This window comes from Bacillota bacterium, from assembly GCA_009711825.1.
Lineage (GTDB): Bacteria > Bacillota > Proteinivoracia > UBA4975 > VEMY01 > VEMY01.
The window spans coordinates 188,465-210,572 of the sequence record VEMY01000001.1 but is presented as its reverse complement, the minus strand read 5'-3'; the positions used below and the strand labels follow the sequence as shown (position 1 = coordinate 210,572).

Annotated in this window: 23 protein-coding genes and 2 riboswitches; of the genes, 5 read left to right on the top strand and 18 right to left on the bottom strand. The window is 50.8% G+C overall.

Translation table 11 applies throughout. The features are described from left to right. Positions 1 to 334: 334 nt before the first annotated feature. Positions 335 to 517 (top strand): hypothetical protein, encoded by a 183-nt coding sequence (locus FH749_01170; GenBank protein ID MTI94089.1) that lies wholly within the window; start codon positions 335 to 337, stop codon positions 515 to 517. Between the two features lie 53 nt (positions 518 to 570). Here FH749_01170 and FH749_01165 read toward each other — a convergent pair whose 3' ends face one another. From FH749_01165 to FH749_01145, 5 genes are all read right to left on the bottom strand, one after another. Beyond that, entirely contained in the window at positions 571 to 1,479 is a 909-nt protein-coding gene (locus FH749_01165; GenBank protein MTI94088.1) for an ROK family protein, read from the bottom strand. A 111-nt stretch (positions 1,480 to 1,590) separates the two neighbouring features. After that, positions 1,591 to 2,571: a hypothetical protein gene (locus tag FH749_01160; protein MTI94087.1), complete on the bottom strand. Its 981-nt coding sequence runs from the start codon at positions 2,569 to 2,571 to the stop codon at positions 1,591 to 1,593. 3 nt (positions 2,572 to 2,574) lie between these two features. Further along, positions 2,575 to 3,495, bottom strand: a complete 921-nt coding sequence (gene murB, locus FH749_01155) for a UDP-N-acetylmuramate dehydrogenase (protein MTI94086.1) — start codon at positions 3,493 to 3,495, stop codon at positions 2,575 to 2,577. Positions 3,496 to 3,973: 478 nt separating this feature from the next. Continuing rightward, a complete protein-coding gene (locus FH749_01150; protein MTI94085.1) occupies positions 3,974 to 4,657 on the bottom strand; it encodes a metal-dependent hydrolase in 684 nt (227 codons plus the stop codon). A 416-nt stretch (positions 4,658 to 5,073) separates the two neighbouring features. After that, complete coding sequence (locus FH749_01145) at positions 5,074 to 6,057, bottom strand: WYL domain-containing transcriptional regulator (protein ID MTI94084.1); 984 nt, start codon at positions 6,055 to 6,057, stop codon at positions 5,074 to 5,076. A gap of 158 nt (positions 6,058 to 6,215) precedes the next feature. Between FH749_01145 and FH749_01140 the strand changes: the two genes are divergently transcribed. Next, a complete protein-coding gene (locus FH749_01140; protein MTI94083.1) occupies positions 6,216 to 7,076 on the top strand; it encodes a DUF4438 domain-containing protein in 861 nt (286 codons plus the stop codon). A gap of 382 nt (positions 7,077 to 7,458) precedes the next feature. On the opposite strand, the gene cas6 is transcribed toward FH749_01140, so the two are convergent. Further along, positions 7,459 to 8,199, bottom strand: coding sequence for a CRISPR-associated endoribonuclease Cas6 (gene cas6 / locus FH749_01135; protein ID MTI94082.1), 741 nt, complete (start codon positions 8,197 to 8,199; stop codon positions 7,459 to 7,461). A 192-nt stretch (positions 8,200 to 8,391) separates the two neighbouring features. Then, a complete protein-coding gene (gene thiT / locus FH749_01130; protein ID MTI94081.1) occupies positions 8,392 to 8,952 on the bottom strand; it encodes an energy-coupled thiamine transporter ThiT in 561 nt (186 codons plus the stop codon). A 94-nt stretch (positions 8,953 to 9,046) separates the two neighbouring features. Next, positions 9,047 to 9,153: riboswitch (TPP riboswitch) on the bottom strand. Positions 9,154 to 9,221: 68 nt separating this feature from the next. Here thiT and FH749_01125 point away from each other — a divergent pair. Beyond that, a complete protein-coding gene (locus FH749_01125; GenBank protein MTI94080.1) occupies positions 9,222 to 9,935 on the top strand; it encodes a GNAT family N-acetyltransferase in 714 nt (237 codons plus the stop codon). 203 nt (positions 9,936 to 10,138) lie between these two features. Here the strand turns inward: FH749_01125 and FH749_01120 are convergent, their stop codons facing one another. The 11 genes from FH749_01120 to FH749_01070 form a co-directional block, all read right to left on the bottom strand. After that, complete coding sequence (locus tag FH749_01120) at positions 10,139 to 11,284, bottom strand: glycine reductase (protein MTI94079.1); 1,146 nt, start codon at positions 11,282 to 11,284, stop codon at positions 10,139 to 10,141. Between the two features lie 16 nt (positions 11,285 to 11,300). Continuing rightward, positions 11,301 to 12,833, bottom strand: a complete 1,533-nt coding sequence (locus tag FH749_01115) for a glycine reductase (GenBank protein MTI94078.1) — start codon at positions 12,831 to 12,833, stop codon at positions 11,301 to 11,303. A gap of 50 nt (positions 12,834 to 12,883) precedes the next feature. Next, positions 12,884 to 14,182 (bottom strand): glycine reductase complex selenoprotein B, encoded by a 1,299-nt coding sequence (gene grdB, locus FH749_01110; protein ID MTI94077.1) that lies wholly within the window; start codon positions 14,180 to 14,182, stop codon positions 12,884 to 12,886. A 15-nt stretch (positions 14,183 to 14,197) separates the two neighbouring features. After that, positions 14,198 to 14,650, bottom strand: coding sequence for a glycine/sarcosine/betaine reductase complex selenoprotein A (locus tag FH749_01105; GenBank protein ID MTI94076.1), 453 nt, complete (start codon positions 14,648 to 14,650; stop codon positions 14,198 to 14,200). A gap of 28 nt (positions 14,651 to 14,678) precedes the next feature. Next, a complete protein-coding gene (locus FH749_01100; GenBank protein MTI94075.1) occupies positions 14,679 to 15,962 on the bottom strand; it encodes a beta-aspartyl-peptidase in 1,284 nt (427 codons plus the stop codon). A gap of 19 nt (positions 15,963 to 15,981) precedes the next feature. Further along, entirely contained in the window at positions 15,982 to 16,296 is a 315-nt protein-coding gene (locus FH749_01095; protein MTI94074.1) for a thioredoxin, read from the bottom strand. A 15-nt stretch (positions 16,297 to 16,311) separates the two neighbouring features. Then, entirely contained in the window at positions 16,312 to 17,520 is a 1,209-nt protein-coding gene (gene trxB / locus FH749_01090; protein MTI94073.1) for a thioredoxin-disulfide reductase, read from the bottom strand. Positions 17,521 to 17,523: 3 nt separating this feature from the next. Next, on the bottom strand, positions 17,524 to 17,907 hold the full coding sequence (locus tag FH749_01085) for a GrdX protein (GenBank protein MTI94072.1): 384 nt from the start codon (positions 17,905 to 17,907) through the stop codon (positions 17,524 to 17,526). A gap of 124 nt (positions 17,908 to 18,031) precedes the next feature. Continuing rightward, positions 18,032 to 18,131: riboswitch (glycine riboswitch) on the bottom strand. Positions 18,132 to 18,167: 36 nt separating this feature from the next. Next, positions 18,168 to 18,386: a hypothetical protein gene (locus FH749_01080; protein ID MTI94071.1), complete on the bottom strand. Its 219-nt coding sequence runs from the start codon at positions 18,384 to 18,386 to the stop codon at positions 18,168 to 18,170. Between the two features lie 51 nt (positions 18,387 to 18,437). Next, on the bottom strand, positions 18,438 to 19,751 hold the full coding sequence (locus FH749_01075) for a hypothetical protein (GenBank protein ID MTI94070.1): 1,314 nt from the start codon (positions 19,749 to 19,751) through the stop codon (positions 18,438 to 18,440). A gap of 54 nt (positions 19,752 to 19,805) precedes the next feature. Then, the gene (locus FH749_01070) at positions 19,806 to 20,243 is read right to left on the bottom strand and encodes a pyridoxamine 5'-phosphate oxidase family protein (protein MTI94069.1); all 438 of its coding nucleotides are present in this window, start codon (positions 20,241 to 20,243) and stop codon (positions 19,806 to 19,808) included. 140 nt (positions 20,244 to 20,383) lie between these two features. On the opposite strand from FH749_01070, the gene FH749_01065 reads away from it, so the two are divergent. Then, positions 20,384 to 21,208: a CPBP family intramembrane metalloprotease gene (locus FH749_01065; protein ID MTI94068.1), complete on the top strand. Its 825-nt coding sequence runs from the start codon at positions 20,384 to 20,386 to the stop codon at positions 21,206 to 21,208. 84 nt (positions 21,209 to 21,292) lie between these two features. After that, positions 21,293 to 22,102 carry a hypothetical protein gene (locus tag FH749_01060; GenBank protein ID MTI94067.1) on the top strand — a complete coding sequence of 270 codons (810 nt, stop codon included), beginning with the start codon at positions 21,293 to 21,295 and terminating at the stop codon, positions 22,100 to 22,102. The last annotated feature ends 6 nt before the right edge of the window (positions 22,103 to 22,108 follow it).

The window sequence follows — 22,108 nt, the reverse complement described above, 5'->3', positions numbered from 1 at the left end:
CATTATACCACATTGTGCCATGTTATGCCACATAAATAAGTAAAGAAAAACAAAAAAATATACCCTTGAAGCTTTATGCCACAAGGGATTACGGTATCCTTTTCCCAGCGGTGCTGTTAAACTAGCGTGGGGCTCCCTGGTTTATTTGTCAATATGCAGTCAAAACTTTTCGAATAACGGTAGCGCCATTTCCACAAACATGCTATAATGAATACGGATAGTGAATGTGATAGTTTTCTTTTGAGTTCTTAAGCTGATAACTACTTTATACATACTCGTTATTCTATTTTTTAGCAAAGTATTGTGATTTTTTACACAGAAGGGAGGGGCTGAAGTGAGCAAACTTTTTGCACTTCTGCCAATTCTGCTGTTGATGGTTCCCGGGTTTCTTAGCGCTACTGAGTTAAGCGCTCGCAATTTCCGCGTCTATCTTCCGATTATCGGATTTCTGATGCTGGCCTCAATTGTCAACCTGGGGATGATTGTTTATCATCGCAAGAAGCAGGCACAGAGTTAAGGAACAGGCCGAAAGGCCTGTTTTTCATTTTCTTCGTTTTTAACGCCAACCTGCTATACAGTATCTGCACCAAGCATTGCCGCGCCGACTATGCCGGCGTCATTTCCCATACGGGCTAGCAAAATGGGCGGCATCGCCAAATCAGGCACCAGCAAATTGCCGGCTATCGCCTTCCTCAATGGCGTAAACAGCTGCTCGCCGGCGCGGGCAAGACCGCCGCCGATGGCCACAGCATCCGGATCAAAAATATTAATCAGATTGACTATCCCCAGAGCCAGATAATGAATCAGGCGCTCTACCGCCATTGACGCCACTTCATCCCCCTGCCTGGCCGCTGCAAAAACAGCCCGGGCATCGGGGTTAGCCGGCAATACACTGGGCCTATTTTCCATAAGGTGCGCTGCATATTGCACCAATGCCGTCGCAGATGCGAAGGCTTCCAGACAGCCATTTTTGCCACAGCCACAATTATGGAGGCTTTCACCAACGACCATATGCCCAACCTCACCTGCAGCTCCACGGCTTCCATTCCACAACTTGCCATCGATGACGATGCCGCCACCGACACCGGTGCCCAGTGTCAGAAATAATGAACTGGCAAACTCACTGGTCACTCCGGCCCGGGCTTCCGCCAATGCCGCAACACTGGCATCATTGGCCACCCGCACAGGTAGTCCCAATTGGGACTCAAGCGCCGGTGTTAACAACACATCTTGCCAGCCGAGATTAGGGGCGAACAGAACCTGTCCCCGGGAGTCCACAAATCCGGGAAAGCCAATCCCTACTGCACGCACCTGCTCCCTGGACGCCAGTTTTTTGCACAATTTAACGATATCAGCGATTACAAGAGCACTGCCCCGCTCACTTAAGGTAGGGGTTTCAATTTTTTCTAGCAATTTGCCATTCCCGTTCACCAATCCCCCGGCGATATTGGTTCCTCCCAAGTCAATGCCAACGAACATCCTTCTATTCCCCCGATCTTTTGACTGCAGTCAAGAGTTAATTCGACAGACAAATTGTCGAACCCTGCTAGGACATCAGACATAAAAAGAGGCGGCATGAGCGCCGCCTTTTCACGAATTAGTGTGCTCGGAACATTGACATAATCCCAGGTTTTCCTGGACCTTTTTCAGTTGAGCAATGACCGCTTTAGCCACAGCCCCTACCTCGGCCTGCCCATTAAAGCCGGCAAAATCAGCGTTTCCCCACAAATTGTGGGTTTTCATGCCTGTTACTGCGCCGGACAGCACTGTATAGAGGTTAAGACAGTGGGCGGTCGCCGGACTTTTTGCCAAGCGGACATAACAATCAGCGCCTTGCTGGTAACCAACCAAGGCAATATCGGCGCCCAGCTCCAAGAGCATCATTGCCACATAATAGACATAGTTGCGCTCAACACTGTTTACCACAACCAGGCAGTCGCCAACCTGGTAGAGGTCGGCAGAAAGTGCAGCCTGTAATCGTACCTCCCGATCAATTCTGCTGGTTACACGCTGCAGTTTCAGGAGATCACCATATGTGACGCCGCCTGCTTCCATGATTTCCGCCAACTGAATTATAGTCGCGTTGGCTGCAGTCGCCAGGTATCGGGTGTCGCCCATTATTCCTGCCGCCAGGGCCAGTGCGGTATTGGAATCGGGACGGCGGTCCAGGGCCTGAAACAATTCCCAGACTAGCTGACAAGTGGAATCCACCGTCTTATAAATAGAAGCCCTCGCACCATCCACCAGCTTGTTGTCCCGATGGTGGTCAATCAGCAGATATTCTCGGGGGACACAATCGGGAAGTTGCTGGGCATCAGCGGTGTCCACGAGTATAGTCAAATCGAACTCGTCCGGATTGGGACCGTAGATAATGTTTATATTCAACTTGCGTTTCAGCTCCCGGGCGTGTTCGCTGACCCGAGCCGGAACAGCCAAAACCCCGTCAACTAGGCCGACCACTGCATAGGCCGCGCCTAAAGCATCATTGTCGGCATCATCGTGACAAAGCACCAAAATGCGCCCGCCCCGATATTGGGTGAGAATTTCAAGAAATATTTCCACGCTCTCCACCTCTCAACTCTCCGGACTATCAAACTCCCCCCAGATTTTGACTTCCGGCTGCAACTCCACATTGTGGCGCTCTAAAACCGAAGCCCGAACCCGGTGTATAAGATTGTAAATTTCCTGGGCGGTGGCCTTGTTATCATTGACCACAAAGCCGCAATGTTTTTCCGAAACCATCGCCCCTCCCTGGCGCACACCGCGTAGGTTGCATTCTTCAATTAATTTTCCGGCATAATGTCGGGGGGGGCGTTTAAAAGTACTGCCAGCGCTGGCCTTATCCAACGGTTGTTTTTCCCGGCGACGGCGGGTGAGCTCGTTCATATATTCCCGGATATCCTCCCGGTCTTTTTCAGTTAGCTCTATCTCCGCTTCCAAGACCACATTGCCGTTGCTCTGGAAAATACTGGACCGGTAATCTAATTCCAGCTCAGACGCCTGATACTGAACAAGTTGTCCTTGCGGTGTAACCGCCAACACTCGGGTGAGCACATCCTTCATCTCGTTGCCGTAAGCGCCGGCATTCATTACAACAGCCCCACCAACAGTGCCGGGAATGCCGGCAGCAAATTCCAGCCCGCTTAAGCCGTTTGCCTGGGCAATTTTACTTACCCGGGGCAGAGAAGCGCCGGCCTGGGCAATTATCGTAGTATCTGCCACCCTGATTTCGGACATATTTTCGTCAAGCCGCATGACCACTCCCCTGAGGCCACGATCACTGATCAATAAGTTGGTACCCTTGCCAATCACATACAGATCTAAATTATGTTCATTGCAATAAGTTATTACCTGGCTGACCTGACTGTAATCCCGGGGCAATACGTAGTAATCGGCCGGTCCGCCGACCTTAAATGACGTGGCCTGCTCCATCGGAAAATCGGTGTATACGGAATTGGCGTCGGTTATGGATTCGAGATCTTGTTTTATACTCATAGCGGGTATCCCCTTCAATCCTTTCTAACAGTATATGATGACCCCGGAATAACAGGAAAATTCACCAGAGAATTGACGAAACCAAAAGTTGCCTTTATGATAGAAGAAAATTCCCGGGGTGATTTTATGGATACTAACCTGAAGTCGAAAATTTGGGCCTTGCTTAGCTATATCCCGCCTATGTTTGTTCTGACCCTGTTACAAAAAAACAAAGGCTCCCTGGTAAAGTTCCATGCGAAACAAGCTTTTCTGCTTTGGGCAATCGTTGTTTGTACCGCGCCTCTTGCCCTGCTGCCTGTTTTTGGACCGGCGCTGGGTATAGTGCTCTGGTCATTTTGCGCATATTTATTAATTTGGGCCATAATATCTGCCGCCCGATGCGAAACAAGACCGATGCCGACCCTGGGCGAGTTAGTTGAACCGGCGTTCGGTGTACTGAAAAGGTTAAAATCAAAAACCCCTTGACGGGGTTTTTTGCTTAAGGAGTCGACAATTCCAACTCCTGCCCCGAATCCATCACTTCTACCTGTGCCAGGTTCTTGGCTTCCACATTGTTTTTGAATAGGAACGGATCCTGACGAATTTGCTCAAAAGTATTGTAGTGCATAGGCACAACCACCTTGGGACGCAGCATTTCTACCGCCAAGGCAGCGTCTGACGGTCCCATGGTGTAATTATCGCCGATTGGCAGGAGGGCATAGTCAATTTGCTCCAGGTCGCCCAACAACCGCATATCGCTAAACAAGCCTGTATCGCCAGCAAAATAAATCCCAACCTGATGAAAGTTAAGGTAGAAGCCGCATGCAGCCCCGCCGGCAACACCGGCGCCGTGAAGCGCAGGCGTAAACCGCAGGTATCCAAAGGGGAAATTGGCCCGCCCCCCAATATGTCCGGTATGGAACCGGGATACGCCCTGGCCGCGGCACAAATTCCCGATTTCAAAGGTGGAGATCAAAATTGCATTATTCCGTACGCAAATATCGACAGCGTCTCCCAAATGATCAGCATGGCCATGGCTGACCAAAACATAATCAACCACTATTGATTCCGGGTCAAGATCACCGGCCCCGGGATTACCATTGATGTAAGGATCAAAAATCAGACTTTCCCGTTCATGGGTAAGCATAAAGCAGGAATGCCCCAGGTAGGTCAACTTAGGCACTTCTTGGCCCCCCTTGCTATGAATTATTTCTGCCTGCCCGCTTGGGCTCGTGGTACATGCGCAATACTCTGCGATTGGGCAAACGATTTAGTATGTTAGGCCCGGTTTTTTTATTTGACTCCCCACAAGGTTGCTCCACCAGCAAAGCGCCATCTATTATCCGTGGAAAATGGGACTGCTCATTGAAAACCAAGGGGCACGGCGTCCAACTTGGCTGCCGGACAGACCGGCGCTTCCACACAGGCAATTCAACCATTAACGAACAAATCCCAAATGCTATTTTTGCCATTATCCCCTTGATTAACCTGAGGAGGTTAATGGTGCTAAGGACAATTGGGCATTTTACCTTCACAGCTAATCAGCTCCTTTGCCTGATGTATCAGTATACGCAGACAAAGGGGCATTTGTACTGGTTGTTAAAGCAAGCCGAGCTGGCGGGCATGTCGTGTAACGGTATCCACGACCTGCTCCCGCAACTCAGGGGGAGCTACCACCTCTACCTCAGGACCGTGACTGATGACCCATGGGAGAATCTCATCCAGCATGCTCACCGCTTTACGGAATTCCAAGCGTCCATCGGGAAGATCACAGAGACTATCGGCCCGCAGACCATGGTATTCGCGAATAAAGCGACTGTACTCCGGCGAAAAACGCAAGACAACGTCATAGCTTGCCTTACCTTTAAGCGCTTCCCAGCAGTTCTTACTATAAGACTCATAATCAAACCCGGGGTCAGGAGTAAAGCCGCTATCCAGCACTCTAGCGGCTTGGACCCGGTCAAGACGAAACTCTCTGATTTCCTTGCGTTCTGTGCACCACGCGACGATATAGTACTGTTGACGATAATATATTGTATATGGATGGATTATCCTCGTCATTACCTCGTCGCTGTGAAATGAATAGTACTCAATCTCCACCTCTTGCTGGCCAAATGCTGCTTCAAAAAACAGTTGAAGCAAATCGGATTTATTGCCCCAATTGCCAGGCATCTCTACCCGGAAATAATCATACAACCCTTTTAAGAATTGCTGTTGGGATGGAGTGAGTTTGGCAATAAAGCGCTCAGTAAGCTGTTTGCCGGCTTCAATTACTGGATCGCTGCCCAGATTATCCAGCATGCTTTGTAAAAGCATCAGCGCAATCAGTTCTTTAAAGGTAAACTGGACATCATCTAAACGGAATCTATCCAGCATGAAATAGTATGCTTTTCCGTTCCTGACCTCTTCGGTAATGGGAAAAGTAAGTGATAGCTCATTAATATCCCGATATATTGTGCGCACACTAACCGAAACACCCAGAACGGTCTCTAAATCCTGTTGTAAATCTTCGGCCGTCCGCCCCCGGCGCAGCTCAGCTAAAGTGAATAGCAGGTACATCTGCCGGTTAAATTTATCTACCATCCTTACAGGCACCTCCTGCTATTCTTATTCAACACGCAAATATATTTTCCTGTTTAGAGATTCAACAAGGCCTGGCAAAAAACTGACCAATCTCCTGGCAGGTATCCACTACCCGATGGCGAAATGATTGACCAGAACAGAAAACGGAGGAGTGAGGCATGTTGAAAACCAACAAAGACAGACTGGTACAAATAGGCCTGGAAGGGCCAATTGCCCATCCCATCAGTAAATCGCCCTATAAGATCAAAACTGATGGCACAGTAATTACGTTGCCCGGCACAGGCGGCATCACATTGAACGTTGCAGTCGGCGACCCCGCCTGCGGCTGGGTGGCCGATCATGTTGAGCCGGGAGTCAGCCTGCGGATTAAAGAAGAGCCGGAAAACAGCGCCTTCAACACCCTGGCCTGTATTGGCAATCTTGCACAGGTGGTAAGTGGCGAAGCCAAGGGTGCCACTGGTTGGGTTACCGGCAAGCATGGGGGTATTGAGCATGTACTTGCCTGGTTTGACAAAGAGACCTTGCTCAAGTTAGCTATTGGCGATCGAATTTCCGTCAGAAGTTGGGGCACAGGCCTGAAAATTGTCGACGCCCCCCAGGTGGCTGTTCATAACCTTGACCCGGAGCTCTTGGAAAGAATGGAGCTGCGGATAGTTGACGGGGTTTTGGAGGTGCCTGTTACTACATCGGTGCCCGCGCATCTGATGGGTTCCGGGATTGGCGACCTGACCACCCACCGGGGCGACTACGACATAATGACCGCTGACCCTGAGGCCTTTGCCCGCTACAACCTAGAACATCTGCGTCTGGGTGATTTGGTTGAACTCCAGGACTGTGATAACAGATTTGGCCGCGGTTATTTGAAGGGCGCCGTCTCAATTGGCGTTGTTACTCATTCAGACTGCGTACTTACAGGTCACGGCCCCGGCGTTACAACCCTGTTTACATGCAACAAGCCTCTGTTACGGGGGGTTACTTCCAGCGAAGCCAATATTGGCAAATGGCTTGGTATTTTCTAATAGAGTAGGGTAACAATTCTCACGGCTATCCCCTCATCAAACCACCGCGGCGCGCTAGTATAAGGCATATGGCTTACCAATGTGTTTCGGCTTGAACTTAGTAGTTGCAAGCTGGCAATTAAATAATCGAGTATTATTTAAGCGACCAAAGCACTTTCGCTCTGGTCGCTTTAGACTGCCCTAGACTGGGCTTCCCAGGTTACGCCAGCGCTCCCGGGGAAGGAGTTGCACCTTCGAGATTCTAATGATTTTTCCGACTCCCGACCAGTTGTTACATATGCCTTGACCGAGTCGTTCATAACCAGCTTGCTGTAGTGTGTCTACAGCGGCGCAAATGCCCGTCGCACATTTAAAAGGGGCGGCGTTAATGCTGCCCCTTAATTTATTGTCCATTAATCCGATGCCAGACTTTGACCATGCCAAAACCATAATGGTTATTGCTGCCAAAACCTACCTGGTATCCCACCTTGATTAATTCAGGGTTACCTTCAACTACAAACGGCACCATATACCCAAAAATTCTCTGTCCCTGGAAATCGATTAGCCGGCTGACCCGCTTTTTGTTAGCGATGTATCGTTTGTTGAAAGTTATGCGCAAATCATCGCCTGTGGGCAGAGAGTCGTAGATCAGATAATACTTCTGGACCAAATCCCGGCGCAGCGCATCTGTGAATCCCGTATCATTAATCCTGCCGTAACGGGCTTTAACTTGCTGTAAGCCGGGGCGGGTTACCACCGTAATCGGCGACATGCAGGAAAACTCCATCTGCTCAGTAAATTCCGGATCTGCCAAGACCTCGACATCATGCAGATACAGGTCTACCGGGCCTACCGATACCGCTCCCAACTGCTGAAACCCCTTTAGCAAATGCTCAAGAAAATATATCCGGGGAGAAGACAGAAACCACTCGACACAATCACCGCTGTTGGTAATCCCGCTCTCGCAGATATTATAAGCAGAAAAATATAATTGCGAAAAAGTATACATATGTTGACTCTGATTTCGAGCACGGGACAGCCCTGACTTTTGCAAAGCGGAATTCACTGCAGCGACCAATGCGTCGTTGTAATTAAACGGCAGTGTTACACCCGTTTCACAATTAAAACATAACTTTAAGCGCATTTCACCCAATCCCCCCCCGATTAGATATTTTCCAATTTACTACTAATTTACTTCTGCACGGAACCGCTATATCCTTTCGTGGAGATTAATTCTTTACCTTCCTGTTTCGACATTCTTCGACAGTGTCCTTGCCCACAATTGCTATTGTCAGATTAATGTCACAAAAAAAGCCTGCAGAGCAGGCTTTTTGTCCTAGACACGGGTCTCCAAAAACTTTGTCAACGTTGGCGCCAGATAAATTATTAGCACCGCGCTGACGATAACTTCCGGAACAAGATATTGAGCATTATATACTAGTGAGTAGACCCAAACTGGCATCCCTTCTGGGGCTAAATGTCCCCAGAACCAAATCCCGGCCAAGAAATGACTCAAGAGACGTAAACCAATCCCCACGACTGCCGCCAGCACCGGCAAAACAAAACGGGGACCGCGTTTGCGTAATGCCGGTAACCAAAAGAAACCCGCCACCCCAAGCCCGGCAAAGGCGAGCGGATAATCCAACAACCACTGCATGGGATGAACGAACCAGCCGCCCAGCAAATAGTTCAACACGCCATAGACGGCGCCGACAATTATGCCAACCTTCGGGCCGCGGAGCATGGCCAGAAGTAGCAAAGGTATCATGCTGCCGGCTGTGACAGAACCGCCGTACGCTGCAGTCCAAAGTTTAATCTGACCCAATAACACTGTCAAAGCCAACATCATTCCCGCTTCAACAATAATGCGGATTGTAAATCGAGTATCTCTGTTCATCAAAACTGCCTCCCTTTTTCATCGGCCCGGGAACCAAAAAGCACGCCTAAGGCGTGCCTGCAGCTTCAAAAACATAAAACGCACCGGGAGATGCGTTTTGCTTGTGAATTCTCCCTACGCAGGCATTACCCTGATCAGGTTGTGGGTCAGGTACTATAAGCCCTTTCTCAGCCCCTGGCAGGGGCTCCCCATGACCGATATAATATTGTCAATTAGATAATAACAGATTATGCTTAGCTGGTAAAGAGTATTTTTGCGAGGTGACAAATATGACTGATATCGAGGCATTGTTAACAAAACTCAAATCCGATTCCGAAGCTAATTGTGCTCTAATCAACTTCGTCAGCGACCATCCCGTCCACTCCGTGGCGGAAGCAGGCACCGCATTGCTAGTCAGGGGCGAAAGCGATCGCAAATGGGTGTGTTTCTATTGCCCAGACCGTGCTGATTTTCCGGAGCTATGTAAACACCTAAACTCGGGGGATAAACATTTCGCCATGGTTGAGGACTGGATGCTGCCAATTCTAGGGAAAAACAAAACAATCAAGTGGAAAATGAGTTCACAGAAGCTAGTCATGCCTCTTAATGTTCCGCTTCCTGCTCCAGAGCACCATGTTCAAACATTGGGGCCCGAGCACGCCGAATATATCTTTGCCCACTGGCCCTACGCAGATGTCTCCACTCCCGAATACACCAGGGAACGTCTGGAAAAAGGCATCTCAGGTGGGGTTTTTGACAGAAATAAACTGGTTGCTTGGGCAGCGACCCATGATGATGGCACTCTGGGCTTCATGACAGTCCTGCCTGAGTACCGCAACCGAGGATATGCGCTGGCAATTACCCTAGACCTAATTGCCAGGCAAAGACGTCAGGGAATTCCATCCTTTGTTCATATCGAATCGGAGAACAAAAAATCCCTTGCCCTGGCCCTCAAACTAGGATTCGTAAGTAAGGGGAATATCCACTGGCTGGAATATCGCTAGGCCAGACTACAAAATTCGACACTTGATTTCTGCGCTCGGTCTGTTTATCAACATTATTCGCGACTGGTTGTCGGGATGTCATTTCCCGGGAAATTATGTCGAAATCACTGACCACCAAAAAACGACAGGTTTTACGCAAAAAAAGAGGGAGGGACTAGAAAGTCCGGCCACCGTCCAAACGGGGACCGGACTTATTGATTAACTTACAGATAGCCCTGGTTTTGCAGGATTGCTCTTGCCTGGGAGTCATCTTCGGGGGCAATCATGATTACCGGGCCGGCGCAGCCCATGCCGGTCTCGGCATAGATTTTATCCCGCCAGAGGGCCTTAACGGCATCCTCCAGCTCTAAGATATCGATACCGGTAATATCAGCTGTTACCGGCTTTTTCGCCGGAGGCGTAACCTCTTCTGTCGCAGCTGCAGGCTTTGCCGATGCCGCCAATAGCTGCTCCAGGCCGGCTTTGCCGGCAGCGTCGAACTCGGCGGCCGTCCGCTCCGCCAGCTTGCCCTGGGCGCATTGGGCTGCGTAGGCAATGGCGCCGGCCACAACCGGTGCGCCCGAGGCCCGGGAGATGATGTTAATCACCTTGCCAAAGCCCTTGCCGACCCCGGGACCATAACCCCAGCCCTGGGTTTCGTAGGCGCCGCCGCTGGTAAAGGCAGAGAACATCTTCATCAGCAAGTTGCCGGTGAGGGTATCGCAGACAACCACATCGGCGCTGGCGGTAAGGAGGTCGTTGCCCCGGAGCACCGCGCCGCCATCGCTGCGCACCGACTCGCTGAAGTTAAACTCATAGCCCGCCTCTTGCAAGCTGCGAAGAGTTCGCTCAACCTGCCGAGCGCCGTCCACATTGAGAATCCCTAAGGTGGGCCGTGCAATGCCCAGGGATTTGGCCACGGCAATGCCGCCAATGGCATTCAGAACCATGGCCTGAACCCGGTCGGCAGCGGCGGTGCCGGTGGTGGTGGCAAGAAGCATCGACTTGCCCCGGGCAGGGGTCAATACCCGGCCAACAGTGGCCACGCCCAGGGGGAAATTATAATGCAAAGTGACAGCGGCCTGGGCTTCACCGCTGGCCAAAAGCGACTCCATTATCTTGTGGGCCTCGGCCTCACACTCGGTTTCGATCAGTTCCAGTTCGGTATCAACTTTGGGTCCCACCAATACAACCTGAAGGTCGGATTGCTGAGCGGCCAGCTCGGCACCCCGGACCAACTCCTCCGGTCCCAATTCGCTGCCCACTGTGGTCAGCACTACCCGGGCGCTGCCGCCAAATTTACCCGTCTCCAATGCGTCGGCCAGTTGATTGAAAAGCTTACCGGCTTCCATCCGGGTCTCGTTAGTCATGGCAATCACCTCCGGTTCAGTTTGGGTTAATCAGTCGTTCAGCAACATCCCGCATGGCCTGGGCCACTACCTGCTTGACGGCGCCAATGTCGGTGGTCTCAGCGGATTTGCCGGAATTGGCTTCCATTACAAAGGACACACCGTCAAACTGATTGGTCATCCGGGCCAAAAACAGACTGCCTTTGCCGACAATCATCGCCCGCTGTATGTCGCCAGCCAGGATCATATCCCGGGCGTGGCCAACGAAGGGAACCCCTGAGGGAATGTGGCCCTGGGTAGGGGCAAATCCGGGCATACCGTGCTGCTCAACAAAGGCGGGCAGGGCGCTGCGCTCTAAATCCCCGCGCTTGACGCCAAGGGCGCCAATCATTTTGTAGTTGGCGGCAGGCACATCGCCGGCGCCGGCAGGAACGGTAACTTCCGGGTTTTGCATCTCCACCGAATATTTGTCAACATCGGTTATCCGTAAATCCACTTTGTCCAATGGATCTGTTACTATGGCCTGAATTACTGCCTGGGGCGAAGAACCGCGGCCGATATTATGACGGCCGACAACATCGGTGCGGAACACCGGACTCTCGCCGTCATTGGCGCTGATCAGGACGCCAAAGGCGCCCAACACATCCTCCAACACCGGCATGTCTTTGGCCACATGGTCTTTTCCATTCATCCCCAGCTTAGCGGTAGCGCCACCGGCAACCACGGCCACATTTTTAAAAACTCCAGCCTGAACCAGTGCGGCAGCGGTCAACAGGGCATGAGCCGGCGCGGCGCAAAAACCGCGGACATCGCAGCCGGTGGCATTGGAACAACCGGCAATTTCACCGATGGCCTTGGCAAAGTTCCCGCCGCCCCGCTGGTTCATATCACCGCATGCTTCCTCTGAGGCTTCAATGATATAATCAATCTCATTGGCAGCGACACCGGTCTTATCCAGCAAATGCTTGAGTGCAAGAATACCCGATGCCTTAACCACCAGATTTTCCAACATGATATGGGCATTGAGATTGGGGTCCCGGTCGTGGGCACGCTTTACACAACCCACCAGCTCACCGTCGTAATAAAGCCCCTCAGCGCCATATTCCTCAACCCGTTTGCGGATATCGTCGGCATTTTCGCCTTCCTTAAGGGCGGCCAGGGAATCCTCGCCAAAAAGAGGATGGGCCGCAATCTGCTTCTTGACCCGGGCGGTAAAGCCGGTTTCCAGCATCACCAGGTCAAAAGCATCAGCCAACTTGAGCAGGCCGTAAAAAATATCTTCTGCCATTATCTCGCCGTACCGACCCTGGGCGCTGCCATTGACGGGATGCTCATACCAGGGCTTGGCGACATCTCGCAAATTGTCCGGGCGCATGTTGCCGATGTAGGCCTGGCTTGGCGCATAGTTCACCACTTGCTCAAAACTGCGCAAATGCCGGGGCAGGTTTTTTAGATATTCGGAGTCGGGATCCTTTTCCCGTTCCAGGGTCTGGGTTGTGCCTTGGTTGATTAAGAGATTAACGGCATGGATAAGAGCATAACTGGCGCCTTTAATAACCGGATAATTCATTTCAAAACCTCCCGGGATGCCGGGGGCGGCCGAGCCGCCCCGCAGCTGGATTAGTCTTCAAATATCGTTTGACCTTCTACTTCAGTTGTCAGAGCCGCAAGCGCCTTTTCGACAAGCTTGCGACGCAGATCCTTTTCGTCGGTGGCAGGCATATTCGGGTCGCCTAGGGGATGGGGAATCGCCACTGTTGGCAGGATTCGGTTGGCGCCCACAGTCATTGAAATCGGAACAACCGTACACATATGCACCACCGGCAGGCCGGCGCGTTCAATTTCCTTCACCATCGTTGCACCGCAACGAGTACAGGTGCCTCAGGTGGAGGTTAGTATCACGGCATCAACACCATCCTGCTTCAGATCGGCTGCAATTTCAATCGCAAACTTCTTGGCGCTGGCCACTGCAGTTCCGTTGCCAACGGTGGAGTAGAAGTACCGATGCAAAGAACCAATTCTGCCTTCTGCTTCTAGTTCCCGCAAGACGTCCACCGGCAGGACCCGATCAGCGTCCTGGTTTGCATATACGGGGTCATAGCCGCCGTGGGCAGTGGCAAATGTTTCTGCGGTCAAATCGTTGACGCCGTCGATATCATACTTGCCGTATTTTGAAGCACTGGAAGATTCAATGTGATCCGGATTGCCCTTGGGAACAATGCCACCAGAAGTTACAAGCGCAATCTTGGCTTTAGCCAGGTCTTTTAATGCGGGCTGGGGTTCCACCCGGTCAAAACTGGGCATTGGGTATTCGGTTTCAAAGCCCTCACCCTTCAGTTTTGCAACCAGCATATCCACTGCCCGCCTCGAACCCCGCTCCTGGGCAAAGTAGTTCTGGCGGATACCCCGCTTGATATAACCGCTCTCGGGCTGCTCCCCGGCAATCAACTTTCCAACCAGATTGATAATTGCTGGAACTGCCTTCCGCATGGCCGCAGCCGAGTCACCGGTCTCAACAATCCAGGCGTACTTACGGTACATCTCCACGCCCGGGTTCTCGGGATACATGCCTGAGACCACCGGAATTCCCAACTCCTGATTAACCACCTGGGCGACCGCGCCGCAAGCGACACCATAGCGCCCGGCGTTAAACGCGGGGCCGGCAATTACCAGATCTGGCTTCTGCTCGCAAATCATTGACAGGACTTGCTTTTGGGCATCCTCAATATTCTCATTAAACCAACTGTCGCCACAAATCACCGTGGCTACTATTTCTGCCTGATCGGCCAGGGCGGCCTGCAGGGCAGTGCCGGGGCCGACCGGCCCTTCCTTGACAAAAGGAGGAGTGTCGGCTTTGTCCTCGCCCCCAACCTGACCAAAGAACTGGTTGAGGTAATGGACGATACGCAATTTGCTCATTTTCTTCCCCCCTGGCTATTTTTGGTTGCGATATGTCTCTACTTCCTTGATAATCTCATCTACTTCCAACACCATTTCCATCATGCTGATTTGATCTTCATAAACTTCTTCAGCAACCAGGCTTTTTACAGCTTCCTCGAAAATATGATAAACAGGGAGTCCCAACTGGACTCCAGCCAACGGACCGGCGAAGGTTGGGTCGCCACTGGTAACGGTTTCGGCTGCCATACCGGAAGCTTCAGCTTCCGCGCCACCCAGTATTACAACTAGGTTTTCGGCACCGTATTTTTCCGCCAGTTCTTTGATGCGACCCTGGTTCTCCAGGTCCATTGCTCCTGCAGCAGTTCAGACAAAGCACTCGGTGGTGGAGAAAACTACTTCACCGCCGAAGGACTTGATGCATTCCTCGATGGCCGGGCCGGGAATGCCGTCACGGTCGCCGAGGATAACAAATTTTTTATCCTTCATGTCCTTACCTCCTTGTTTTATTTCTGCGCTAGATTTCGCGGGCCGATAATTTATTGAAGCCCAGTTCGCTGGTTGCGCCAATAATTGCCTGGATTTCCACGGTTATTGTGCCGTCATCCGCCAGACTGCCGTCAAAGCCGCCAGCGATGACATCGGCCGGACTGTCGTCGCCGATAACCTTATCCAGCTTCGGCAGTGTTACCACCATATTGGCGTTGCCGCCGGTAACAACGGCATTGGCAAGCGGGTCGGCATCGGCGAGGGATTGGGATGCTCCATCCCGACCGGCATACTCATCGGTAATGAGGACAGTCTTAATCCCCTGCTTTTCCAGCTTGGTGCAGTTCATAATCAAATCTGTATCGGGATTGCCGAACCCTTCCTCAGAAATAATTGCGCCGTCAAGTCCCAACATACTCGCCAACTTGGCGGTGAAGTTAGAGGAACGTTCTTTATCGGCCAAAGTTACGTTTTCATTGGTAATGATGATGCCGACAAAATTTATGTCCTTGCCATGGCGTTCCAACAAGTCATGAACCACCGGGTTGTTGAGATGATGGTACGTGGTGTTTTTGTCACAGGCGCTGACGCAGTTACCGCTGACAATTGCCCCATCCATTATTTCAGTGGGAGACATCAGGGTTGGCAGAATCCGCTTGGCATCGACGCCATAGACATAAGTGTCGTGGAGCAGACCCTGGGTTTGCAGCATATATACATACGCTACCCGGGGCAAACCCTTGAACTTCTCCAGATTATCCCGGAAGTTCAGATGCTCGTATTCTTCAGTGCTATCGGGCTCAATATCCCAGGCCAGCTCTGCCAGATAAGTAGCGGCCTTCAGCCCCAAAGCGCGCATAGCTGCCTCATGTTCGTGTTGGCTGAGGTTAGCTACCGCATCGGCCTTGACTACCACGTTATGTGTTTTTGAAAATGGCGTATATGCGGCGCCGGGGCCGGTCATATCGATTATCCCTTCCTGAAAACCGACAATCTTGCCGGTGGTAACCACAGCAGCGCCATCTAGGACCACTGTTGTGCCTTGGCCAACCATATCCACTTTGTGCATAAAGCCGGGGAAAACGCCACCGCTTCCCTCAACCTTCAGGCGCGGCTCAATAACATCTTTGACCGGCATAATCCGAATCGATTCACCGGGGTGAGCCAGTTCAATCTGAATGTTTTCCAAACGTTCATCAGCCAGCTGACCAATCATTTCCTCCTGATTAATCGTAAGCACACCTGCATCAATACCGGATTTTGCCCCAAACTGAATGTCCCGGATCTTAATTCGCCCTAATTTCAGTTTCATTACTTTCACCTCCCAGTCTCTATCCCAGTAAGCGTTTTAACTCTGCTTCCACATCCTCGACGGAAAAGTCTTTGCTCAGCTCTGCCGCTTTTTCTCCGTCTTTATAAATGAGGATGGTGGGCAAGCCCAACACTTTCTGACCAATTGCCAAACGACGATTCTCCATGATATTCACTTTGCCAAACTTAACAGCGCTGTATTGCTCCGAGAGTTCTGTTATGGCTGGCATCAGTTCCATACACGGTTCGCATTTGGGGCTCCAGAAGTCCACCAACACCAAACCCTGGGCCTGCAAGACTTCCTGTTCAAAGTTCTCTTTATTTAGCTCCAGCATTTTTTCACCTCCAATCTATTGGGTTAACAATGCAGCCAGTTCCGTGAGGTCGGCGCCGTTGACTCGGCCTGCCGGTTCGCCGGCTTTAAACAGAACCACCGTCGGTATTTCTTCTATCCCGTAACGACGGGCAATCCGTTGATTGCGATAAGTATCTATCTTTACAAGGCCAATGTTTCCTGCTTGGGTAACCGCGGCCTCAACCTTGGGCACCAACTCCATGCTCTCTTGATGGAAGGGACTCCAGAACATAACCGCCACTGGCCGTGACTGCTCCAGCACTTCAGAGCGGAAATTCTCTTCCTCATGGAGATATTTTTCGGCAGCGACAGCGGCAATAGCCCCGTCGGCGGCTGCAGTAACGACCTGACGCAAATATTTCTGACGCACATCGCCGACTGCATAAATTCCATCCACGGAAGTTTCCATCTGCTCATTGGCGGGGATATACCCGCGCTCATCCAAGTCAACAACGCCTTGCAAGAACTCGGTCTTTGGCACAGTGCCAACGAAGATAAACACACCGTTTGTTTCAAGGTCCCATGTCTCGCCATTTTTTAGATTCTTCACCTTGACAGACTCGACAATACCGTCTCCGTTGATTGATTCCAGCACCGAATTCCAGACAAAGTGAATTTTTGGATTCTTGAATGCCCGCTCCTGGATTACCTTGGTGGCGTCCAGCACACCTTCATCATGAACGACAATTATGCTTACCTTCTCGGCGAATTTGGTGAGGTAAATCGCCTCCTCAATCGCGGCGTCACCATTGCCGACGACAACAACGTCAAGATCTTCATAAAAATCAGCGTCGCAGGTTGCACAGTAGGAGACTCCTTTGCCACGGAGTTCGCGCTCGCCGGGAAGGCCCAGCTCCCGGGGCACGGCGCCGGTTGCAAGAATAACTGCTTTGGCGGTGTAGCTCCCCTTTTTGGTTGTAATAACCTTTTCATAACCGCTAAAATCCACCGCAGTAACTTCATCTTTGACAAACTGGCAACCAAAGTGGCTAGCATGCTGGTGCATCTTTTCTGTGAGTTGGGGCCCGGAAGTGCCATCAAAAAACCCTGGATAGTTCTCCATCTCTTCTGTGGTTGCTGCCTGCCCGCCTGGTGTTCCCTTTTCAATAACTAGCGTGTTCAGCTTTGACCTGGAGGCATAAATGCCGGCAGCCAAACCTCCGGGACCACCACCAATAATAATCAAATCGTAATTGGCCATAATGCTTCACTCCTCCCAGCTTGGTAATTCAATACTCTTGCATATCTCTAAATCTAGCAGCTGTAGATCAGCCAAAACATCTTCATTAGCCCCGGGAAAGGGCCCTGATTTGGCAACAGCTCCAAAAGCGTCTTCGATTGCCTGCAATGATTGATAATCAAGCGTATGTTTAGTTTTACCCAAAAGCAACGTTTTGAACGGGGTTTGATTGGGCTTAATACTGGAAGCAAGCGGGTGATTCACCAGCTTCCAGCCTTGATGAATCAAATCTCTGGCTGTAGTCAAAACCGACAGCAAACTGTCACGCTGCCATTGGATGCTAAAGTTATCACTTTCACTATCTTTATACCATTGGGCGACCAAGGGATTATTTGTTATAACAATAAACATACTACCCCCCCAATATAAAAAACAGCGACATAATTGCCGCTGCCTCTGTCTATGGACCTGAGAGATTAACCCCTAAACATAGGGATTTGCTCCGTCGGTGTCCCGTTGGGACTTTCCAGAGTTTCGTCGGAATACGGTCCTTTTGCCTGAGAGTTAGTGCCGACAGCCGGGCAGCTGCCGGTTTGCTCCTTCGGCGCCCAGAGGGTCTCTCCCGTATTCGTCATCCGATAGTATGTGATTTTTTTTACTTCCCACTGCTATTATACAGCCTTTTCCCCTTCCTGTGTTTGACGGTTTGTTATGGAATCTATAACAAACACTAATACATCAGCTCCAGCACAGACCAGCAGCGCCCGAGGCAAAATAGTAATATTGCCGCTGTTCCGGCCGTATCTTAGCTTGAGCTCCGCAATTACATATAAATCGTAATCATTAACTGCTTGTGGGCCAAGGTTAACCAGTTCTGAATGTACTTCCACCCCGTCACCCCTTTCGGGGCTAGTATAACCACCCAATGCTGGATAAATCAGCTAAGGCCGAATAAAGAACTGTGAAATATTAGCAAGCACTGGACCTTCCCCGTAATCTGCAGCTGTCAATACGTCTGTTACAAGCCATAAATCGTACTCGCTTTCACCATTTCTAAGCACCAATAAGTTTTCACCACAGCCGCTCCAAAAAAACGGCTGAATTCCCTGCATTGGCACAGGCGGTTGTTGATCGGCACCGCCATATAGTTCATAAACCCGGGGCCAAACATCGAGGCCGCGATAGTTGTCAGCAATGTCATAGACCCGGAGCAGCCAGTAGCCATCGTCACCCTGTTCACCCTCGACTTCAAGATAATAATTCATCACCGCCAGCCGATCCCCATGGGGAGCGAAGGCAAACCAAAAAGGGTGAGCAAATTCCGAGCGGGTATTGACAATTTCCGACTCGACACTAAATTCGACAGTAAATCCGTCGGTCGTCAGCACATGAACATTTCTTGCATCGGAAACAGCCAGACGCCGACCCGTGGGGTCTACAGCCACAAGCGGTGACCAAGCGAGGTTACCCTCATATACGGCCCGCTGATTTTCGCCCCGCGGATCGACAGAGTACACTCCCTGTGCCTGCAGGTAACCGGAGACCGGGTCCAATACCTCTTGAACGAAGAATAATCCGTCGTCAGACCAAAAGGGGCTTGAGACCAGCTCCCGGACAGCCCCGGGGGTGCCATCAGCTCCATAGAAATAAGCATTGGCGGTATAATCGCTGTTGGCGCCCCATACGATTAGCGTTTCACCGCCCGGATGCCACCAAGGGCCGCCATAATAATCATAATTAAGAGCGACCTGGGTCTTTTGGTCTCCGTTTAAGTCCTGTATCACAAGGCTATCACCTTGCAAAAATGCGACACGCTCGCCCGAGGGATGCCAGCACAACCCCGGAGCAAGCGTCACCTGATACTGCATAAACACGCCCTGGGCCAACTGCTGCTGGTTCGAGCCGTCAGCGTCCATTACCCATAAATCGCCGGTTGTGCCATGGCCGCGGAAATATAGGATTTTCTGCCCGTCGGGCGACCATTGCATAAACGATATGTCCCCTTCGTCTGTCAGCTGTTGCTCCCGGTTGTCGGCAAGCAGCCAGATATCATAATTGCGCAGAAAAGCCAGTTCAACAGCCCCAGTCTCAACTGAAGGTAAATCCCCGGGGGGTTCTTTGGATGGCAAATCTGTGTCATCGTCGCCATCGTCATTATCTGGGGTGCCATTTCCTTGCTCGTGGGTATTATTGCATCCAAAGGCTAAAATCATTGCGCTTATCAACACCACCAGCAGCAGTTTACCTGTTCTCACTGCACTCAACTCCTTTGCCATTCCGAGTAAACAGTTAGGGGTTTCAGGCACTTACTAAAAAGCTTTCAGTTCCTGAAAACAGGCGGTGAAAAATGTATCTGTCTTTTCGCTGCGCTTTTTTGTTCTCACTCCGCTAACCACAGCGACAGTAGGGGTGGTATCTGGCTTTACTACCTGGACTGTCAACTCAAACATCGACATGTGGGGATTGGCATCCATGGGCTGGCGCACCAGTTTTCCGTAACCCTGAACAGAAAATGCCTGATCATCAGCCTCCATAACTGAAAGGGAAAAACGTCCTTGGGTTTTGAGATTGTCAGAGCTCTGATGCCTGGTCGCCAGCGCCACTATTATGGTGTTGATGTCCTTCGCCCACATAAGGTGCACCGGAGCTGTATTGGGATTGCCAGCCCGATCAGCGGTGGCCAACACCGCATTGACAGAGCAACTGGTAAGAAGCTCGACTTGCTCTGGAGTTAACTCTTTCTTCATATATATCACCTCAATATACAATTTTCTCCATTACGGAGGAAATTCCTGCTACCTGTGCTTGGCGCTAACCAGCCGCCCGCTCTTCTAAAATCAATGAACTTCCCCTATAATATAAACAGAACTTCAAAGAGAGGTCTGTTATGAAAAAAATCTTTATTGCTGCTGGCTGGATTGCAATGTATTTGTTTATTTATCTGATGGCAAACATAATCGTCGGGCTCGGGTTAATCTTGGTTTACATGTTTTCGTTGTTCGGAGAACGCACAACCATGCACCCCATGGAGTTCCTCTTCGAGAACTTCATGCCAATGATGCTGGCTGCCAGTGTCTTAGCGATTATACTCTATTACCTAATTTTCATTATCAGGGGGGTCAATCTCAACAAATATACCCGCCTGAAGAAAATGCCCGCAATCAGGGTTGCCGTTTCCGCATTAATGGGAGCGGGGATTGCCCTTTTGCTCAACGGAATTTTACCACTGGTGGAAATTGAACAAATCCTGCCCACTGACCTGACTGATTTGGACGCGCTGCTTACCAGTGACAGTTTTATATTGACATTACTGACTGTGGGCATTGTGGTGCCGATATTTGAGGAATTGCTTTTCCGGGGCCTGATCTTTAAGGCATTAAAGTGGGCTATACCCCTGTGGCCCGCCCTCATTCTTCAGGGTCTGGTTTTCGGCGCAATTCATCTAAACTGGTTCCAATTCATTTATGCCTTTCCTCTGGGTATATACCTGGGCGTGATTTACCTCCAGTTTCGTTCGCTCTGGGCGCCTATCCTCGTGCATTTATTCTGGAACAGCACCAGCGTAGTGCTCAGCTTCATTTCCCCTGACCAGCTGACCCTGTATCACTTGCTGGTCTGGGCTGCGGTGGGTCTGCTCCTTGTAGCTTTAGCTATGACACTCTATTATACCCGGGCACGGAACTGGCGCCCCGGTACCAAATCGCTAGAATAATACTTTTGCCGCCAGGCTTGCCTGGCGGTTTAATATTTGGCAAACTCCTGTGCATAATAACGGCAAATGCAGGAGGTGCCGCCGATGATTACTTTGCTGGGGCTGGCTTTCCTGGGGGGAGTGATGAGGAAAACCATGCGCATATCACGTCTTAAACTCTATATTATCGCTATCTGCTTCGCCCTGCTGCTTATTGGTTTTGATACCAGTCTGACCGCAGCCCGGACAGCCAACTGGTTGGGAGCTGCCGGTTTTGTTGGCAGCATTCTCGTTTTGATTTTTACCCGACGCACAAGCGCCCGCCTGCTGACGGTGATGTTATTGTCAATGTCATTGATCGCCTTCACAACTGGAATCATCAATTGGCGCAACCAGACAGGCCAGGCCATTGACCATCATGTTATTCAAATAGACGACCACTCAACCGGCGAACTTAGATTGTTCACCTATCACATAGTCGTCAATGAGCCCGCTGATCAGGACCGATTACTGGCAGTGGCGTCAGGGCTCACCCAACAGGCTGAAGCAGCGCAACATGCAGCGCGATTTTATTTCTACGATTACCCTGAGTTTTACGAACTGGAGGCGCCGTTCGGTTTTGCAGAATATGGTCCTAGCGGCTACTGGAACCGGGCCGCTCACTGGGAAACCGAACCCGGTGAATTTAGCTGGAACTCTGGCAATATCGATTGGGCGCAACAACTTTCGCAAACTGAGGCTGCAATTGTAAAAACATGGCATGATTTGCATCAGGAGTATACAGCGACCATGGGCAATCAGACAAATACCGCTTCCATAAGTGATGAAGTGGCCGAGAGGTTCGCTGTCAATAGCACAGCTGTCGAAGCTGCATTAATCCGGTTTGAAAACTGGACAGCAGCAACAGATGAATAAAGAGTC

Excerpts from the sequence above, each read along its gene's own strand:
- FH749_01165 (MTI94088.1), bottom strand. The coding sequence starts at position 1,479 with ATGTTCGTTGGCATTGACTTGGGAGGAACCAATATCGCCGGGGGATTG.
- murB (MTI94086.1), bottom strand. The coding sequence starts at position 3,495 with ATGAGTATAAAACAAGATCTCGAATCCATAACCGACGCCAATTCCGTA.
- FH749_01145 (MTI94084.1), bottom strand. The coding sequence starts at position 6,057 with ATGGTAGATAAATTTAACCGGCAGATGTACCTGCTATTCACTTTAGCT.
- FH749_01140 (MTI94083.1), top strand. The coding sequence starts at position 6,216 with ATGTTGAAAACCAACAAAGACAGACTGGTACAAATAGGCCTGGAAGGG.
- cas6 (MTI94082.1), bottom strand. The coding sequence starts at position 8,199 with ATGCGCTTAAAGTTATGTTTTAATTGTGAAACGGGTGTAACACTGCCG.
- thiT (MTI94081.1), bottom strand. The coding sequence starts at position 8,952 with ATGAACAGAGATACTCGATTTACAATCCGCATTATTGTTGAAGCGGGA.
- FH749_01125 (MTI94080.1), top strand. The coding sequence starts at position 9,222 with ATGACTGATATCGAGGCATTGTTAACAAAACTCAAATCCGATTCCGAA.
- FH749_01120 (MTI94079.1), bottom strand. The coding sequence starts at position 11,284 with ATGACTAACGAGACCCGGATGGAAGCCGGTAAGCTTTTCAATCAACTG.
- FH749_01115 (MTI94078.1), bottom strand. The coding sequence starts at position 12,833 with ATGAATTATCCGGTTATTAAAGGCGCCAGTTATGCTCTTATCCATGCC.
- FH749_01100 (MTI94075.1), bottom strand. The coding sequence starts at position 15,962 with ATGAAACTGAAATTAGGGCGAATTAAGATCCGGGACATTCAGTTTGGG.
- FH749_01095 (MTI94074.1), bottom strand. The coding sequence starts at position 16,296 with ATGCTGGAGCTAAATAAAGAGAACTTTGAACAGGAAGTCTTGCAGGCC.
- FH749_01085 (MTI94072.1), bottom strand. The coding sequence starts at position 17,907 with ATGTTTATTGTTATAACAAATAATCCCTTGGTCGCCCAATGGTATAAA.
- FH749_01070 (MTI94069.1), bottom strand. The coding sequence starts at position 20,243 with ATGAAGAAAGAGTTAACTCCAGAGCAAGTCGAGCTTCTTACCAGTTGC.
- FH749_01065 (MTI94068.1), top strand. The coding sequence starts at position 20,384 with ATGAAAAAAATCTTTATTGCTGCTGGCTGGATTGCAATGTATTTGTTT.
- FH749_01060 (MTI94067.1), top strand. The coding sequence starts at position 21,293 with ATGATTACTTTGCTGGGGCTGGCTTTCCTGGGGGGAGTGATGAGGAAA.